The following is a 17,989-nucleotide window of genomic DNA, read 5'->3' as shown; positions in this document are numbered from 1 at the left end:
ACTATATTATACGCCTCTAAATACTAATTTTTATTTACTGGTACAATAAGCCTCTTCGATTGTAAATTCAACTAAATTTTTAAATTAAAAAGGAACCAATAGACAAACACAAACGCTTTATCTATTCGTTCCTTTAGACTTATTTATTTTTGTGCTGAAACAAAATTCGCTGCTTCTGTTCCAGATTGACGACCAAAGATGATGATATCTGCTACGGCATTTCCACCGATACGGTTTGCACCATGAAGTCCACCAGTTACTTCACCAGCGGCATACAATCCTTTGATTGGTGCTCCATCTTCTTTTAATACTTCTGTTTTTGTATTGATTTTCACACCACCCATTGTATGATGGATTCCTGGTGCGATTTTGATTGCGTAGTAAGGTCCAGTCGATAAGTCGTGATCCATCCCTGTTGCACGGTTATATTGAGTATCAGATTTTGCTTGGACATCTTTGTTCCATTGATCGATCGTTTCTTTTAGTTTTGCTTCAGGCATATCGATTTTTTTTGCAAGCTCTTCAATCGTTTTGCCTTCTACAACAAAACCTTGCTCATCATAAAAATCAATGGCTTTGGCACGATCACGAACACCTTGATCGAAAACTAAATATGCTGATTTTTCTGGTAAAGCTGTGATTGCAGCAGAAACTTTATCACGGGTATCCATCTCATTAACAAAACGTGTCCCTTCTTGTGAGGCTAAAATAGCTCCTTCACCACGAACCACTTCACCGATCAAGAATGATTTGTCTTGTTGCACCGTTGGATGAATTTGGATTTCTTTCATATCCACTGTAGCCCCGCCAAGTTTTTCGATCATCTTGATCCCGTCACCCGTCGTACCTTCTTGGTTTGTCGTCACGTAATCTTTTAATTTTGGATCGTATTTTTCTAACATTTCTTTATTGGCACCAAAACCACCAGTTGTAACAATTACGGCGTTTGATTTGACTTCTTTGGTTTCTTTATCGTTTAGTTTAACTTTGACACCATTGACTTGACCATCTTTTTCAGTGATCTCAGTTACATTTGCATTGACAAATAACGGGATTTTTTCTTCTTTAACATTACGAACTAGCCCGTCTACTAGATAGCCGCCGATTGCAGAGCCGTCAGCAGGACGATGTGTACGTTTTTCGCTCATTCCGCCTGTGATCGTTAAGTTGCTAAGTTCGATTCCTTTCGTATCTAGCCAATCGATTGCATCCGCTGAATGATCTACGAAAAAGCGTAATAGTTCTTTGTCATTCGTGCCTTTGCCACCTTTTAATGTTTCTTCAAAAAATTTATCATTGCTATCAGTGATGCCTTCTTCTTTTTGATATTTTGTTTCAGAAGCATTCATACCTGAAGAGGACTTGATGGTATTTCCACCTGCAACTGGCATTTTTTCTAGAATGGCCGGGTTCATTCCCGCCTCTTTAGCTTGTAAAGCCGCCGTCATCCCAGCACCACCTGCGCCGATGATCACGATATCATATTGATCTTCTAGTTCACTTAAATCTGTATAGCCATTGGCTGATGCACCAGAAGTAACTTCTGTACTTTCTTTGGATTCTTTGCTTTTCTTTGTCGTTTTGTCCTGATCACTAGTACAACCTACAGCAAGTCCTGCAAATAAACTCAGTGATAGTAAACTCATGATAACTTTTTTCATTTTTTTCCCCACCTTAGTAATTTTTAGCTCAACAAACCTTACTTATTTAGCTTGAAGTTGATATTTTATACCAAAATGTGAATATAATCACATTTGTAAAATAAAAAAATATCTCTTCAATTATACTTTTTTCTTATATTAAAAAAATAAAAGACTTAGTATGTTACCCCTCTCACAATAAAATAACATTTTCTACATGATTTGTACTCTATTCTCTCTTTTTTTAATCAATTTCTTATTTCTTTTAAGCCTTCATTCTTTGTTTGCCCATCATTTAATTTCTGCTATACTTATTTTAACGATGTTCAGGAGGTCCATTATGAATCGATTTCGGCTTTTATGGCTGGCTCAGCGCAGAGGAAGGCGTTTTATTTCTACTCATTTTTCATCTATTCAAATTATTGTATCCTATTATATTCTTATGACAATTGTTTCTTATTTGCTTTTTTGTTTACCCTTTTTTAGGGAACCTGGCTCTCAGGTTGGTTTTATTGATATGCTATTTATGGCGGTCAGTACTGTAAGTGTCACAGGTTTATCTACCTTTGATATTAATTCTGTTTTTAATGATCGTGGTGTGCTGTTGATGGAAGTTCTCTTTCAAGTTGGAGGGCTTGGCATCATGATGATTTCGACAGCCTTTATTATTTTGTCTAAACGAAGAATTTCCTTAAAACAACGACAATTGATCATGACAGATATGAATCAACCCAAATTAAGCGGTATTGTTCGCTTGATTCGAATTACGTTTACGATTATTTTATGGTTTCAAATGATTTTTGGTACATTTTTCTCTATTTATTTTTATTATTCAGGCTATTATACAACTTGGCCAAAAGCGATTTTCTTTGGTTTTTATCAATCAATTTCAGCGGTGACTAACTCTGGATTTGACGTTACTGGCGATTCGATCATTCCATTTGCTCATGATTATCTTTTTTTGATCGTGATCATGTTCTTGATTTTTGTTGGGGGGATTGGTTTTCCAGTCTTGATGGAGTTTCGTGAATGGCTATTCTTTAAAAAGAAAAAACGAGGTCTGCCTTTCCGCTTTTCTTTGTTTAGTAAAATTGCCGTCTTAGCATTTGTGATTTTGTTTGTTGGTGGTACGATTTTGATTTATTTGTTGGAAAAAGATCATTTATTTGTTGGCATGGGTGAAGTACAGCGGTGGATCACTTCCATGTTCTATTCTATGACAACACGAAATGCTGGCCTTCAGATCAATGATCTAGGTGATTTTCAGGTCACTACTTTGATCGTATTTTCTCTTTTGATGTTTATTGGCTGTAGTCCTAGTTCTGTTGGTGGTGGTATTCGTACAACAACTGTTGCAATCATCGGTTTGTACTTATACTCTTTCTTAAAAAGCGAAGATAAAATCAATGTGTTTGGACGCCGAATCGATGATGACGATGTAAAAAAATCGATTGTAGTCTTTATGCTTTCGTTGATCATGTGTTTCTTTGCGGTTTTATTTTTGACCGCAACAGAAGATCATCCACTGATCGCCATTATTGTTGAAGTAGCCTCAGCTTTTGGTACGACAGGTTTATCATTAGGAATCACTTCTGATTTAACAACAGTTGGTAAGTTGATGATTGCTTTGTTGATGTTCATTGGTCGAATCGGCATGCTTTATACTTTGATGCTGTTTGTACCAAAAGAAACACGCGATATTGGGTATGAATATCCCTCTGAAAAAATTATTATCGGATAAAAAGAGGTTGGGTCAGAAAGGGAGTGCTTCTGATCCAACCATTTATTCGGATTTAGAGCCCTGGACAAAACTGATTTTTAGTTTTGTCCAGGGCTCTTTTGCTTTAAATCAATACATTAACAATCAAATACATTAAAAACAATCCTGAAATCAGCCACATTGGTAATGATAGCTCAGATTTTTTTCTAGCAACCCACTTCGTTAATGGGTACGCTACAAAACCAAACGCCATTCCATCTGAAATATTCATAGTAAATGGAATCAAAACGATCATTAGCATTGCAGGAAAATAGTCACTGAAATCGTCAAAATGCACTGTTTTTATTTGTTGGATCATTAAGAATCCCGTTATAATGATCGCTGGTGCTAAAGCCGCATCAGGAATGTAAGAAAGAAACGGCAGTGCTAACAAAGCTAAGAAAAAACAGATACCGCTTGTAATTGAAGTAAGCCCAGTTTTCCCGCCTTCTTCAATTCCTGTCGCACTTTCAGCTGCAGCCACAGTTGGGCTTGTACCAAAAATACCAGATAGTAATGTGATAAAACCAGTTACACGATACGCCCGTAAATATTTTTTTCATCTGCTTCCGGCATCAAGCCTTTTAGTAAGCCCATTGATTCAAAAATCAAAATCATAGATAAAGCAAAGACTCCTAACAAAAAGCTTTTAGAAAAAAAGGTACTGAAATCTAATTTTGAAAAAATTTGCGGATAATTTTTTAATCCACTCAAAGAAAAATGCTCTGTAGCACTTACCAAGCCCATCACATTAGCAATGATCGTTACAACAACAATTCCGATGAAAAAACTCCCTTGCACGCCTTTTAAAAAAAGACACACAGTTAAAATCAATGAAAATAAGGTCAATAAGGTCAAACTATCACTTAATGGCGCTAATTGAGTAAAAGTATGTTCTCCTCGTATGATGAGATGTCCTTTTTCTAAACCAATCAGTACGAGAAAAAAACCGATTCCAACAGTAATACCAGTTTTTAATGTTTCAGGAACAACTTCTGCAAATAATTTGCTTAACTTCGTAAACGCAACCAGTAAATAAATAATACCTGCACAAAAACTAACAGCCAGTGCTTGTTGCCAGGTTAATCCCAAAGAAAGAACCAAGGTATAAGTAAAAAACGAATTCACACCCATTCCCGTCGTCAAAACGATTGGCGCATCGGCAACAATCCCCATCAAAATCGATCCAATGATCGAGATAAAGATCGTGCCAAAGATTGTAAGCTCTTTTGGCATCCCGGCTTCAGCTAAAATCATTGTATTCACCATTATGATATAAGAAATAGCGAAAAATGAAGTTGTTCCAGCTAAAATTTCACGTTTTAGATCTGCTTTACTAAGTTTTTTCCATCGAAACATATAAACTCTCCTCGTATAAAAGTGTAGGTACTAATCCATGAAACCAGATAACTTTTTAAGATTCACGTGCAAGTAAGATTTTGATCTTTCAACATTATTTTCCTTACCAAACAAATTTTTACCAAATAAACAGACCTACCATGCCTGCACTTAATAATGACACTAACACTCCTGATAATAACATATAAGGAACATTTTTTGAGACTTCATCTGAAATCTCTTTCTTCAAAATACCATTTAAACACCCTAAAATCATACCTATTGTAGAAAAATTTGCAAAAGAAACTAAAAATGTGCTTAACACTGCAGCCATATGTTGACTTAATGAAGAAAGTTGGGGGTTCAATTCACCCATCGCCACAAATTCATTTGTCACTAACTTGGTTCCCATATATTGAGCGGCTTCAAATGCTTCATTTAAAGGTAAACCTAAGACAAAAGCAAACGGTGTCATAAACACGCCTAATATTTTACTTAAAGACAAACCGCCAGGAAAAAGCGCTAAAATTTTATCGATCAAGGCCGCAAGTGCCACAAAAGAAATGATCATCGCTGTAATAATCAAGATCAACTTTCCTGCTTCTATAATAGAGTTTCCTAGGAAAGAGAAAAATGGTTCACGATCTGTTTTTTCAATTTTATAAATCGTATCTTCTTCTTCAGTAATCGTCACAGGATTCAATACGCTTGTTACGATCATCGCATTGATAATATTTAGTGGAATGGCTGTCAAGACAAATTGTGCAGGCAACATTTGAAGATACACACCGATCATCGCTGCAGAAACACAACTCATCGACATCATTGAAATCGTCAAAATCCGCGCACTTCGTAATCTTTTTAATTGTCCACTAGATACGGCTAATGCTTCTGTATTCCCTAGAAACATCATTTCAACAGCAAAGAAAGATTCAAATTTTGGTTGCCCTGTCAATTTAGATAGTCCTTTTCCCAACCATTTAATGATAAAAGGCAATACACCAACATACGTTAAAATATCAAAGAGAGGCACTACCAGTAAAATCGGCATCAACGCACTCACAACAACATCCATATTTTTAACATTTACCATACTAGAAAAGGCAAAACCAATACCTGAAAATGATGTTTCAATCAGCCAGTTAAAACCGTCAGCTATTTTTTCAATCGCAAAACGTCCAGCTGAAAATGATGTTAGAAACCATGCCAGAAAAATATTTAGTAACACCAAAACAACAATCGAGCGCCAATGAATATTTTTACGATCTTTCGAAAACAAACAAGCGATTCCCACAAATAATAACACACCAAGTATATTAATCAATAAATATATCGTCATCATTTATAACTCCTTTTATTCACCAAACATTGCCTGCATCTTAACTTCGTCAGGTCGTTCAATGACCCCTTTTTCAGTAACGATCGCTGTAATCAGTTCGTGAGGCGTCACATCGAATGCCGGATTGTACACTTTTACATTATCAGGCGCTGTTTGTTTGCCAAAACCGTTTGTGATCTCAGCCGCTCCACGTTCTTCGATTGGAATGTCTAAACCTGTTTTGGTCTCCATATCAATTGTTGATGTTGGACCAGCAACATAAAATGGAATCCCATGTTTTTCAGCTAACACAGCAACTCCGTAAGTTCCAATCTTATTGGCAGCATCACCATTTGCAGCAATTCGATCACATCCAACAATAACTGCGTCTATTTTCCCTTGTTGCATGACCATAGCCGCCATATTATCGGTAATCAAGGTCACATCGATGCCAGCTTTCATCAATTCCCAGGTAGTTAAACGCGCGCCTTGAAGCAATGGACGTGTTTCATCTGCATACACGCGTAGTGTCATCCCACGTTCTTTCGCTAAATAGATTGGTGCTAAAGCGGTTCCATATTGTGCCGTTGCAATGGCTCCGGCGTTACAATGGGTCAAAACTGTCTGTCCATCTTCTAACAAGGTCAAAGCATGCTCCCCAATTTGCTTACACATTTGGGCATCTTCGATTTTAATTAAATTGGCTTCTTGAATCAACAGTTCTTTTAATTCATTTATATTTCTTTGTGAATTTTCTTTGACAACCTGTTCCATTCGATTCAACGCCCAGAATAAATTAACAGCTGTTGGTCTTGAGCTGGCTAGATAAGTCGATATTGCTTGATATTCTTCTTTGAAGTCATCATAAGTTGTGACATCAAACGTCTGTGCACTCATAGCTGCACCATAAGCTGCTGCTATTCCAATTGCAGGCGCACCACGAACTTGTAACTTAACGATGGCTTCCCAAAGTGCTTCCACCGTTGAAATGGTGATATACTCTTCTTGGGTTGGTAATAAGGTTTGATCCAATAGGATAATTTGGTTTTCTTCTTTTACATAACGGACTGATTCTACTTGCAACATGCTCTTTACCCCTTTATATTAGCCAACATTTGCTGAATGGCTGTTTCTTTCACGATTTTTGGCTGCCCTACAGCTCGTGCATAATGATAAATTTTCGCAACATCTTCTAAATAAACAGCATTTGTATACGCTTGAGTCATTGTCTCGCCGATTGCCAATGCGCCATGACTTTCTAATAAACAAGCATTTACTGTATATTTGTTCAATGTTTCTGCTACCGATACACCTAATTCAATGGAACCAGGCATAGCAAAAGGAGCAACTGGTATTTCTCCTCCTAATAATGCCATTTCAATCAAAACGGTTGGAATAGACTCATTTAATACTGCAAACGATGTTGCAAAGGGAGAATGTGTGTGAGCGATTGCTCCTGTTTTTTTGACGTTCGATAGATTTCTAAATGCATCTGCCATTCTGAAGACGGTTTCATTCCTGAAATCAGCAACCCGTTCAAGTCAATGACGCTCATTTCGTCTTCATGTAACTCGGTATAAGGGACGCTACTCGGTGTGATCACCATCACTCCAGATTCTCGATCAATAGCGCTGAAATTTCCGCTAGTACCAGCCATTAATCCATTCTTATATGCTGCTAGAGCTGTTTCTAAAACATTTTTTTTTAGTGGTAGTTTCATTGATAATCCTTTCTAAAATTATCGGTTACGCACAAAATTAAACTGTAAAATAGAATTCGAAACGGTCGTCTTACAATAAAAAATCGGTTGATTCAGTGTATTGAAAAATGTTTGCTCCATCATTTGAACTGCTTGATTTTCCTTTAATTTCAACTGTTTTGCTGTTTTACTATCAGCATTTTCTGCATAAATCAAACAATCAGATTTTTTAATTTTATGTTGCAGAACATGATCAAAATACTCTAACATAGATTCTTTTGATTGGACTTCCAGTAATTGCTCATCGATATATTTCTCTGGAATATAGACATCGTCAATTGAAAATGCCACACCATCTGCTGTGCGCACACGCTGAAAATAAAACAATCGTTGATCTGGCTCTAATAATAAAGCAGAAGAAATTTTTTTGTTTTGGATAGCTTTCAATGTTTCTGTTATGTTCGTACCGATTTGATAATCACGTTCTGTCACAAATTCAGTAATACTATCTAGTTTTTCTAATCCTGAACGTAAATTTGGCTTGCTGTCTAATACGAAAGTTCCTACACCATGTTTTCTTACAATGTATCCTTCCGTTTCTAATCGTAATAAAGCTTCTCTTAAAATAGGTCTGCTTACCTCCAACAGTTTAGACAGTTTTAGCTCTGAGGAAAGTTTTTCTCCCTCCGATAATTCTTTGGTTTCTATTAGTGTTTTTAATTTTTGATAAGTCGCTTGCGCTAATGTTTGTTTTTCTATTTTAAAATTTGTCATTACGTCCTCCTGAATGATTGTCTATAAAATTATAGCATATTCAGAAAAAATAATGATTTGAATTTAATTATTCCCCACACAATACTTCTAAAGCAATTTCAATTTCTGCCTTAACAGCTTGTCCAACAACTTCAGTATGGGGATCGTACTCATTCATGTCGGCAAACGCATATCCGTCCAAAGCAAAGATACCTGCTGCAGCTATGCCTCGCATTCTGGCAATGATGTACAGTGAAGCCAACTCCATCTCCGCCCCCAAGCTCCTGCTGCTTTATATTCCATATGAGGAAATGTTACAGCGCCAGAATAAAAAACATCCAACGTGACAATGGTTCCACGTTTATAGCGAATATCTTTTGTTGCAGTCCTTTTCTCTACTTTCTGTACTAATGAAAGATCTCCAACAGCTGGCATTCCTTTGGGTACCATTGGTAGGTCAAGCCATCTTCACGAACAGCTGAATCAGCCACAATTAGACTTCCTGGTGGTAATTCCTCAACATATGAACCTGCTGTTCCTACACGAATGATTTCCTTCGCTCCAGCTTTGATCAGCTCTTCAAAGCAAACCGCTGCACCTGGCAACCAACGCCATGACTTGCAATCGTAACTTTTGTTCCTTGATAAACCCCATTAAAAATACGATACTCTCTTGCAAACGAAATTTCTTGTGGTTCATCTAATAACTCTGCAATTTGTTTAGCGCGCCCTGGATCGCCACAAACAATGACTTTACTGGAAATATCTCCAGCATAAACTTTGATATTTGGCAAAAATACTTTTTCTCCCATGATTTAATCTCCTTCCCTTTAAGAGGTCAGACCTCTTTACATATTATAATATCAAAAATGATAGCGTTGTCAACCAGAAAATTAGGTTAACTATTTTTTTGCAGAAAAAATTTTTTTATTTTCTATAGGTTTGGTTTAAATAAATTTTTTCATTTGTTCTACAAAAAAACTACGATGAAATAGTAGCGTAATTTCATCGTAGTTCTTTAGCTAAATATTTATTTTTTGATCTGACTCACTAACTTGACATAATTATCTGATCGGTCTTCTGCATCGTCTTTAGTCTTTGTTAAAAGATGTTCGACCACTTCTTGGTTGTCTTTAATCGTATGGAGTGCAGAGAATCGTGTTTGTTTTTCAAGGAAATCACGCATCTTAGAAAAATCTGCTTTTTTGTAATCGATAACCATTGGATCTTTGCCTTTTTCAATCAGTTGTGGATTATAGCGATACAACTGCCAATAACCCGATTCAACTGCTTCTTTCGCTAAAGACAAGGTTTCGATCATTCCCCCTTTGACCCCATGATTAATACAAGGCGTATAGCCAATAATCAAAGATGGTCCAGGATAACGTTCCGCTTCATCGATGGCTTTAATGGTTTGCATTGAATTAGCGCCTAAAGCAATTTGGGCGACATAGACGTTCCCATATGTCATCGCCATCATGCCTAAATCTTTTTTAGATGTTTGTTTTCCACCTGCCGAGAATTTAGCGATAGCCGCTGCAGGTGTGGCTTTGGATGTTTGCCCACCTGTATTTGCGTAAACCTCATTATCCATGACAAAAATATTCACGTCTGCTCCACTTGCCAGTACATGATCGATTCCACTAAAACCAATATCATAGGCCCAACCGTCACCACCAACGATCCATTGACTTGTTTTTACAAGTAGGTCACTTTGCTTGTAGATTTTTTCTAATCGTGGATCTGTTTGATATTCTCCGCTCAAAACAGCGGCAAGTTTAGTTGCCCGTTGTTGGGTACCATCACCTTCTAAATAATGATCCAGCCAATCTTGCATTAGTGCTTGCAGTTCCTCAGATCCTAAATTATTTTCGACTGCCTCTTTTACTTGATCCGCTAAATATTGACGTTTTGTTCTATTTGCCACATACATTCCATAACCATATTCAGCGTTATCTTCAAACAATGAATTACTCCAAGCTGGTCCTTGTCCACATTCATTTGTTGTATACGGTGTAACAGGAGACGAGCCGCCCCAAATAGATGAGCAACCAGTCGCATTTGCCATCATCATACGATCACCAAATAATTGTGTGAGTAACTTGATATAAGGCGTTTCACCACACCCTTCACAAGCGCCTGAAAACTCCATCAAAGGTTGATTGAATTGTGAGCCTTTAACAGATAATTTTCTGACTGGATTCTCTTTTTGTTGTAAAGTCATTGCAAATGCCCAGTTGATTGCTTGCTCTTTTTGTTCTTCATAAGGTTTCATCAAAATTGCTTTTTCCTTCACTGGACAAGCCTGAACACACAGACCGCAGCCTGTACAATCTTCCAACGATACTTGAATACGATACATCAAACCATCTGCACCACGCATTTCTCTAGCAACGAATCCTTCTGGTGCTTCTTTCATTTCTGCTTCATCTGCTAAAAATGGACGAATTGCTGCATGAGGACAAACGAACGCACATTCATTACACATTGTACATTTATCCATTTGCCACTCTGGAACTTCTAAGGCGATCCCACGTTTTTCATAAGCTGCGGTACCCATCGGCATTTCACCAGTTTTCATGCCATTATCAATTAAATCGCCAACCGTCAACTCATTTCCTTCTTGTCGATTAATCGGCTGTAGAATATTCGTCACATATTTCGGCAATGTTTCATCTTTTTTCTCAGGTTCAATGACGATTGTTGCCCATTCAGATGGAACCTCGATCTTTTGAAGAGAATCAAAGGTTCTATCGATTGCTTGATAGTTCTTTTCTACGATTTCCATCGATTTTTTCCCGTATGTTTTTTTGACTTCTGCTTTTAGTAGTGGCATGTACTCGTCGCGTGTCATAATATCCGTTACCTCAAAAAATGCAGTAGACATTACTGTATTGATCCTTCGACCCAAGCCTACTTCTCGAGCCAATTCTACAGCATTGATGATATAAAATTGGATATCATGTTCCGCAATATATTTTTTTAGTTTGGCTGGAAGTAAACGATAGACTTTTTCTTTGTCCCAAATAGTGTTCAATAAAAATGTTCCGCCATTTTTCAGCCCTTTTAGTAAATCATAATTATGGATATACGATGCATTATGACAGGCTATAAAATCAGCTTGTTCTACTAAATATGTTGATGTGATCGGCTCTTTCCCAAAGCGTAAATGAGAAAGGGTCAGTCCTCCTGATTTTTTTGAATCGTAACTAAAATATGCCTGTGCATATAAATCGGTATTGTTTCCGATGATTTTGATGGCTTGTTTATTAGCACCTACTGTTCCATCCGACCCAAAGCCCCAGAATTTTGCTTGGAAAGTTGAGCTAGGAGTTAAATCCAACAATTCTCCTTGTGGTAATGAACGATAGGTCACATCATCTACGATTCCGATTGTAAAGCGTTGTTTCAATTCAGCAAATGGTAATAATAAATGATCATAGACTGCTTTGATCTGATTAGGCGTGACGTCTTTTGAACCTAATCCGTATCGCCCGCCTATCACAATCGGACGATTCTCATGTTGATATAATGCGCTTTGGACATCCAAAAGCAACGGTTCACCATCGGCTCCGGCTTCTTTGGTCCGATCTAAGACAGCCACTTTTTCTACTGTTTTTGGTAATTTTTCTAATAGATTTTCTGTTGGAAATGGACGGTACAAATGGATATTGATCAGCCCTACCCTGCGTCCTTGTTCATTTAAATAATCTACTGTTTGTTGAATGACTGGGGAAGCTGATCCCATAGAAATAATGACCTCTGTCGCATCGTCTGCTCCATAGTAATCTGTTAAATCATAATTGGTTCCGCGTAATTCATTGATTTGATTCATATATTTTTGAACAATTCTTGGCATTGCTTCGTAATTGGCATTGACTGTTTCTCTTTGCTGGAAATGAATGTCTGGATTCTGAGCTGTCCCTGAGACAGTTGGGTGATTAGGATTCATTCCTCTATTTCTAAATCGTTCCACCGCATCTTGATCAAGCATGTTTTTTAAATCATCATAATCAAGTACTTCTATTTTTTGTAGTTCATGACTTGTTCTAAATCCATCAAAAAAGTTGACGAATGGCAAACTACCTTCGATACTAGCTAAATGGGCTACTGCTGAAAGATCCATTACTTCTTGAACGCTGGATTCTGCTAACATACAAAAACCTGTTTGACGTGTCGCCATGACATCTCCATGATCTCCAAAAATGCTCAAAGCACCCGTTGTGATCGCTCTAGCTGCCACATGAAAAACAGCTGGCAGTAACTCACCTGCTATTTTGTACATATTGGGAATCATCAATAGCAACCCTTGTGAAGCCGTATAAGTGGTAGTTAAAGCGCCTGTTTTTAAAGAGCCGTGAACCACACCAGCTGCTCCTGCTTCTGACTGCATTTCAATGACTTGGACCTTTTGTCCATAGATGTTTTTTAAACCCGTTTCTGCCCATTCATCCACTAACTCCGCCATTGTAGAACTTGGTGTGATTGGATAAATTGCAGCTACTTCTGTAAACGCATAGGAAATATAGGCCGCCGCTGTATTTCCATCCATTGTCTTCGTGTTTTTCATTTTTCTCACCTTTTATCTTTCCTCAGACTTTTGTTGTAAGGGGCGTTTTCTTTTTCTCTTGTATATATTTATCCATTTGTACTGCAGCAACTTTTCCAGCACCCATGGCCAAAATAACTGTTGCTGCACCTGTTACGATATCTCCGCCGGCAAAGACGCCGGGAATCGATGTTTCTCCCGTTTTTGGATCCGCCTCAATATACCCCCATTTTGTCAACTTAAGTTCTGGGAAAGTGGATAACAACACTTTATTGGACCCTTGACCGATTGCTTCGATCACTGTGTCAGCTTCGATAATAAATTCACTATTTTTGATTGGAACAGGGCGACGTCTTCCAGATTGATCCGGCTCGCCAAGTGCCATTTTGATGCATTTTACTCCATTCAAATTACCGTTTCCATCATTCATATATTCAATTGGATTTGTCAGCCAATGATAGTCGATTTCTTCTTCAACGGAGTGATGGTATTCTTCGATACGTGCTGGTAATTCTTCTAATGATCTACGATAGACAATACTGACATGTTCAGCACCTAAACGCTTAGCCGAACGTGCAGCATCCATTGCCACATTGCCACCACCGATAACAACGACATTTTCCGATCGTTTGATTGGTGTATCATATTTAGGAAACTCATAACTATGCATCAAGTTGATCCGTGTTAAGTACTCACTAGAAGAGTAAACGCCGTTCAATGCTGTTCCGGGAATCCCCATAAAATTAGGTGCTCCTGCCCCAACAGAAATATAACAGGCATCAAAGTCATTCATGATCTCATCCATCGTAATCGTCTTTCCGATCACTACGTTAGTTTCAATCGTCACGCCTAATGCTTCAATGCTCTCAATTTCTTTTTTTACGATTCGTTTTGGCAATCTAAATTCTGGAATACCATACGTCAAGACACCACCTGCATCATGTAATGCTTCGTAAACGATGACTTCATAGTTTAATTTAGCTAAATCTCCTGCAACAGTTAAGCCCGATGGACCAGAACCGATTACAGCTATTTTTCCAATTTTGGGCTGTGTACTTTGGGAGAGGATAGAAAAATCTTGATTTTCTAACGCCCAGTCAGCAACTAATCGCTCTAGCTTACCGATTGCAACAGGCTCAAAATTTTTAGCCATTCCTAATTTACAAACTTGCTCACACTGTTTTTCCTGAGGGCAAACTCTGCCGCAAATCGCAGGAAGATTAGTATATTTACCTAGAATATTAGCAGCTTCTTGCATATCGCCTTCTTTAATTGCCAATATAAATCCTGGAATATCGATCATGACTGGACAACTAGCAATACAAGGGGCATCTTTACATTGTAAGCAACGAATTGCCTCTGCTCGCCCTTCTTCTATCGAATAACCTAAGCACACTTCATCAAAATTAGATTTCCGAATGGCTGGATCTTGTTCAGCAATCGGTGTTTTAGTTCTGCTTCTTCTAGCCATGAGAGATCACCTGCTCTTTTTGATCATCAGTCAAGCATTGTTTTTCTTCGTCTGTATATTGTTTCATCCGACTGATAAACTCATCCCAATTAACTTCTGTTCCTTTAAACTCTGGGCCATCCACGCAAGCAAATTTAATATTGCCATCAATGGTTACTCGACAGCCGCCGCACATACCCGTGCCGTCGATCATGATCGGATTTAGTGAAACATAGATTGGAACCTCATGTTTTGACGCAGTCAGTGTGCAAAATTTCATCATCATACTTGGTCCGATTGCCCAACTACAATTGATCGTTTCCCTAGCAATCACCTGCTCCATTGCATCTGTCACAAGTCCTTTTCTCCCTAAAGTTCCATCATCTGTTGTGATTATTAATTCATCGGAGTAATTACGGCATTCGTCTTCTAAAATCACTAACTCAGCTGTTTTTGCTCCGAGAATGGTAATCACTCGATTGCCGGCTTGTTTTAATCCTTTGACGATTGGGTAAATCGCTGCTATGCCAACGCCTCCGCCAACGATCAGGACTGTCCCATAATTTTTTATCTCGGTTGGCATGCCTAAAGGGCCTGTCAAATCCAAAATAGAATCCCCAGCATTAAGCTTAGAAAGTTCTCCAGTTGTTTTTCCGATGACTTGAAAAATCAATCGAATCATCCCACTGGAAGAGTCTGTCTCTGCAATCGTTAATGGGATTCGCTCACCTTTATCATCGATCCGCAATATGACAAACTGACCTGGTTGTGCTTTTGCTGCGATCCGCGAGGCTTCGATCCAAAAATCATATTCATTTTCAGAAAGTTGTTCACTTTTGGTTATCTTATACATATGGATTACCGTTAATGAATAGATTCATTCATTCTTTCCTTCTTTCATATGAATTATGCGTATAATTACAGGTCAGCTGTTAACTCTTTTACAAATTTTTTCAGTGCTTCAATGTCTTCCTCTTCGGCATTATTTTCGATTTCAACTGTTTCAGCGACTTTTTTTGCACCAGCTTTTTCTAAAGCAGCAACAAAATCATGCGCTGACTTACAGAATAGATCTCCGTATTCTCGATCACCCGAACCGACCACGCCAAACTTTTTTCCAGCTAATTCTTTTTCTTCTAATTCATCATAAAAATCTTCAAACTCAAATGGCAATTCTCCATCACCGTAAGTATAAGTAGCAATAATACATGCATCCGCGTCATCAAAAAAGTCAACATCTACTTCTGAACATTCTTCTCTTTCAACATCAAATCCTGCTTCTTGAACAGTACTTTCTAGAATTTCAGAAATCTCCTCAGTGTTCCCTGTCATACTTGCATAAACGATTTTAACTAGTGCCATATTTACTCATCCTCTCATCTGTTTTATAAAATATTTCAAAGTATAAAAAGATGAACACTGACTCTTTTCATCCACTTTATACTTAATATCCAAAATGCTATGTAGCTATAATATGCTCTAACATACTTATTCAAATTACCTTTTTCACATATCACCAACCAGAATAAAAACGCTTTCTTTTTTAGAGACAGAAAACAATCAAATCTTCCCTTACACTATAACATAGATACCTTGTCTAAAACAATAATTTTTAGGTAAAAAAAATAATTTTTAGCATCAAGTTCTTATTTAATAATAACTGTAGTAAACAAACTTATTTTTTCCGTTTAGAACAGATTTTTTTCACGTCCTAGCCAAAGAACGGCTTCTAAAACAGAGCCGCCTAAAGCTCGAGCTTTATCTGAGATCGTAAAACAATCAACTTGCTCCTTTGGACGAGGATCCACGTCTGCGCACTTCAAGCCCTTTTGACATTCAACATTATCGGAGAGCAAGCCTCTCAAAATTCCTTGCAACGGTGACTGGACTGCTGTTTGACCAACATAAAAAAGTGTCTCGCCTTTTTTGACAGCATCACCGATTTTTTTTACGTGCTTCACTTTACCAGTTGCAGGAGAGTGGATCACACGTTCAGAACTTTTCCCGCCGATTTCTCCTGGTATTCCAGTATTAGGCAATGCTTCTCCTTCAAAATATAGCCGTCCTAAACGGTGCCCTCTCATTGTTTCAACGACAACATCCACATCTTCTGGAGCTGAAAATCCCGGTCCTAATGCAATCGTAATAGGCGCCATTTCTTTATTTGTACCTAAATTTCTTTTGGCTAAAATCGCATCAACAAGAACGATTGGCTTTATCTCAGCTAAAGAGTTGGCTTTGGCATCGATTAATAGCGGAATTTGATTATTCCGCCAACACTCACTACACCCAGATACAGAGGAAACTAGTACAGCTTTAATATCTTCAACCTGCTGTGTTTTTTGAAAAACAGCTGTACATAGCGCGACCGTACGACGGATTGCCAAGGGTTTAGCCGTCTCTAAAATAACTACTTTAAACCCTGCATGAACTAATTTTTGAATAACGCCAGTTGCTAAATCACCACCTCCACGTACGGCGATGATTGTATTAGAAATTGATTGTTTTACTTTTCCCATAAGATCACCCCTTCCTTTGACTGAACATTACAAGCAATAACTTTACTTAGGCGCTTTAATAGCATCGTTGGAAGTAACGACAAGATTTTTTTTGCCTGTATCAATTGGTTTGGTGTTTCAACTTGATTGATGCATAAGATTCTTTGACCATGACTTTTGGACCATAAGCCAGTTGGACTTGCAATAATTTCAGCTAGGATTTCCTCTGTAATAAGGGCTCCTTCGTCTGCACCTGTTGCCCGTAAAAAAAGCTCAAGACGATGAATCGTACTTCGATCAATCTTTCGTCCCAAAACAGATATCGGAACCAATCCAATTGTAACGGTTGTTTCTGGTAGAATAACTGGTTCAAACGTTTCCCAGCCTTTTAATGGTAACTGCTTAGATCCATCTGCTTCTAAAAATACTTTATCAAACTGCTGCAGAGCTGTTTGGAATACAGTAAGTGGCAGTGAGCTCAACTTATAGCCATTAGCCATGACAGTTCCCGCCAAAGTAATCCCCACACCATCTTTACCTAAATCAGAAAATTGATCACCATAGAAAAAATCATAGAGGGACTCATTAGCGCGGCCAATTTTAGTTGTTGTACTGACTAAAATCTTCTCATTACGATAACAATTAGCTAAATACCACATCACGCTTGTTTTCCCACCACTGCCAATCAGTGAGATGACTTGTTGCCCTTGTAAATCAAAACAATGGCTCAAGGTTTCCATTGTATATACGTCCTTTCATTATGGGCTCTTTCTATTTTAAAAATACCTTCAATTGGTATACTCGCTTCGCTTAAGTATTTTCGCCCATCAACCAAATCTGATTTTGCTACTCTCAAACAAATTCCACAAAAATCGCCTAAACTACCTGGTAGTGCCATCACTGATACAGGAATCTTTTTTTGGATCAAGATTTTTTCACTATGGATAGCATAATGCGTATTTTGAAAGGTCAAAAGATACTCCATT

General features: G+C 37.9%; 15 protein-coding genes and 2 pseudogenes. 1 reads left to right on the top strand and 16 read right to left on the bottom strand.

Going from position 1 to position 17,989, the window contains the following annotated elements; all coding sequences use genetic code 11:
• Positions 1-143 precede the first annotated feature (143 nt).
• A complete protein-coding gene (locus tag V192_RS0101030; RefSeq protein ID WP_025868548.1) occupies positions 144-1,661 on the bottom strand; it encodes a flavocytochrome c in 1,518 nt (505 codons plus the stop codon).
• Positions 1,662-1,980: 319 nt separating this feature from the next.
• On the opposite strand from V192_RS0101030, the gene V192_RS0101025 reads away from it, so the two are divergent.
• Positions 1,981-3,381, top strand: coding sequence for a TrkH family potassium uptake protein (locus tag V192_RS0101025; RefSeq protein WP_025868547.1), 1,401 nt, complete (start codon positions 1,981-1,983; stop codon positions 3,379-3,381).
• Positions 3,382-3,484: 103 nt separating this feature from the next.
• Here V192_RS0101025 and V192_RS18945 read toward each other — a convergent pair.
• From V192_RS18945 to V192_RS0100960, 15 genes and pseudogenes are all read right to left on the bottom strand, one after another.
• Positions 3,485-4,758: pseudogene (locus V192_RS18945) on the bottom strand (NCS2 family permease).
• 118 nt (positions 4,759-4,876) lie between these two features.
• A complete protein-coding gene (locus V192_RS0101015) occupies positions 4,877-6,070 on the bottom strand; it encodes a NupC/NupG family nucleoside CNT transporter (protein WP_204367677.1) in 1,194 nt (397 codons plus the stop codon).
• A gap of 21 nt (positions 6,071-6,091) precedes the next feature.
• Positions 6,092-7,141 carry an S-methyl-5-thioribose-1-phosphate isomerase gene (gene mtnA, locus V192_RS0101010; protein WP_029948069.1) on the bottom strand — a complete coding sequence of 350 codons (1,050 nt, stop codon included), beginning with the start codon at positions 7,139-7,141 and terminating at the stop codon, positions 6,092-6,094.
• Between the two features lie 5 nt (positions 7,142-7,146).
• A pseudogene (locus V192_RS21730) lies at positions 7,147-7,712 on the bottom strand (class II aldolase/adducin family protein).
• Between the two features lie 81 nt (positions 7,713-7,793).
• The gene (locus V192_RS0101000) at positions 7,794-8,528 is read right to left on the bottom strand and encodes a GntR family transcriptional regulator (protein ID WP_025868544.1); all 735 of its coding nucleotides are present in this window, start codon (positions 8,526-8,528) and stop codon (positions 7,794-7,796) included.
• A 67-nt stretch (positions 8,529-8,595) separates the two neighbouring features.
• Positions 8,596-8,769, bottom strand: coding sequence for a hypothetical protein (locus V192_RS21720; protein ID WP_204367674.1), 174 nt, complete (start codon positions 8,767-8,769; stop codon positions 8,596-8,598).
• Positions 8,770-8,914: 145 nt separating this feature from the next.
• A complete protein-coding gene (locus V192_RS21715) occupies positions 8,915-9,112 on the bottom strand; it encodes a phosphorylase family protein (RefSeq protein WP_204367673.1) in 198 nt (65 codons plus the stop codon).
• Positions 9,079-9,318, bottom strand: a complete 240-nt coding sequence (locus V192_RS21710; RefSeq protein ID WP_025868542.1) for a phosphorylase family protein — start codon at positions 9,316-9,318, stop codon at positions 9,079-9,081. The genes V192_RS21715 and V192_RS21710 overlap by 34 nt, the downstream gene beginning before the upstream one ends.
• A gap of 218 nt (positions 9,319-9,536) precedes the next feature.
• The gene (nifJ, locus tag V192_RS0100990) at positions 9,537-13,076 is read right to left on the bottom strand and encodes a pyruvate:ferredoxin (flavodoxin) oxidoreductase (RefSeq protein WP_025868541.1); all 3,540 of its coding nucleotides are present in this window, start codon (positions 13,074-13,076) and stop codon (positions 9,537-9,539) included.
• Positions 13,077-13,098: 22 nt separating this feature from the next.
• Complete coding sequence (gltA, locus tag V192_RS0100985; protein WP_025868540.1) at positions 13,099-14,526, bottom strand: NADPH-dependent glutamate synthase; 1,428 nt, start codon at positions 14,524-14,526, stop codon at positions 13,099-13,101.
• The gene (locus tag V192_RS0100980) at positions 14,519-15,358 is read right to left on the bottom strand and encodes a sulfide/dihydroorotate dehydrogenase-like FAD/NAD-binding protein (RefSeq protein ID WP_025868539.1); all 840 of its coding nucleotides are present in this window, start codon (positions 15,356-15,358) and stop codon (positions 14,519-14,521) included. The genes gltA and V192_RS0100980 overlap by 8 nt, the downstream gene beginning before the upstream one ends.
• Before the next feature lie 65 nt (positions 15,359-15,423).
• On the bottom strand, positions 15,424-15,867 hold the full coding sequence (locus V192_RS0100975) for a flavodoxin (RefSeq protein ID WP_025868538.1): 444 nt from the start codon (positions 15,865-15,867) through the stop codon (positions 15,424-15,426).
• A 326-nt stretch (positions 15,868-16,193) separates the two neighbouring features.
• On the bottom strand, positions 16,194-17,024 hold the full coding sequence (gene yqeB / locus V192_RS0100970; protein WP_025868537.1) for a selenium-dependent molybdenum cofactor biosynthesis protein YqeB: 831 nt from the start codon (positions 17,022-17,024) through the stop codon (positions 16,194-16,196).
• Positions 17,012-17,743: a selenium cofactor biosynthesis protein YqeC gene (yqeC, locus tag V192_RS0100965; RefSeq protein ID WP_025868536.1), complete on the bottom strand. Its 732-nt coding sequence runs from the start codon at positions 17,741-17,743 to the stop codon at positions 17,012-17,014. The genes yqeB and yqeC overlap by 13 nt, the downstream gene beginning before the upstream one ends.
• Positions 17,731-17,988: a putative Se/S carrier protein gene (locus V192_RS0100960; protein WP_025868535.1), complete on the bottom strand. Its 258-nt coding sequence runs from the start codon at positions 17,986-17,988 to the stop codon at positions 17,731-17,733. The genes yqeC and V192_RS0100960 overlap by 13 nt, the downstream gene beginning before the upstream one ends.
• Between the last annotated feature and the right edge of the window lies 1 nt (position 17,989).

The organism is Enterococcus crotali, assembly GCF_000633635.1.
Taxonomy (GTDB): domain Bacteria; phylum Bacillota; class Bacilli; order Lactobacillales; family Enterococcaceae; genus Enterococcus_L; species Enterococcus_L crotali.
This window is presented reverse-complemented; position numbering and strand designations above follow the sequence as displayed.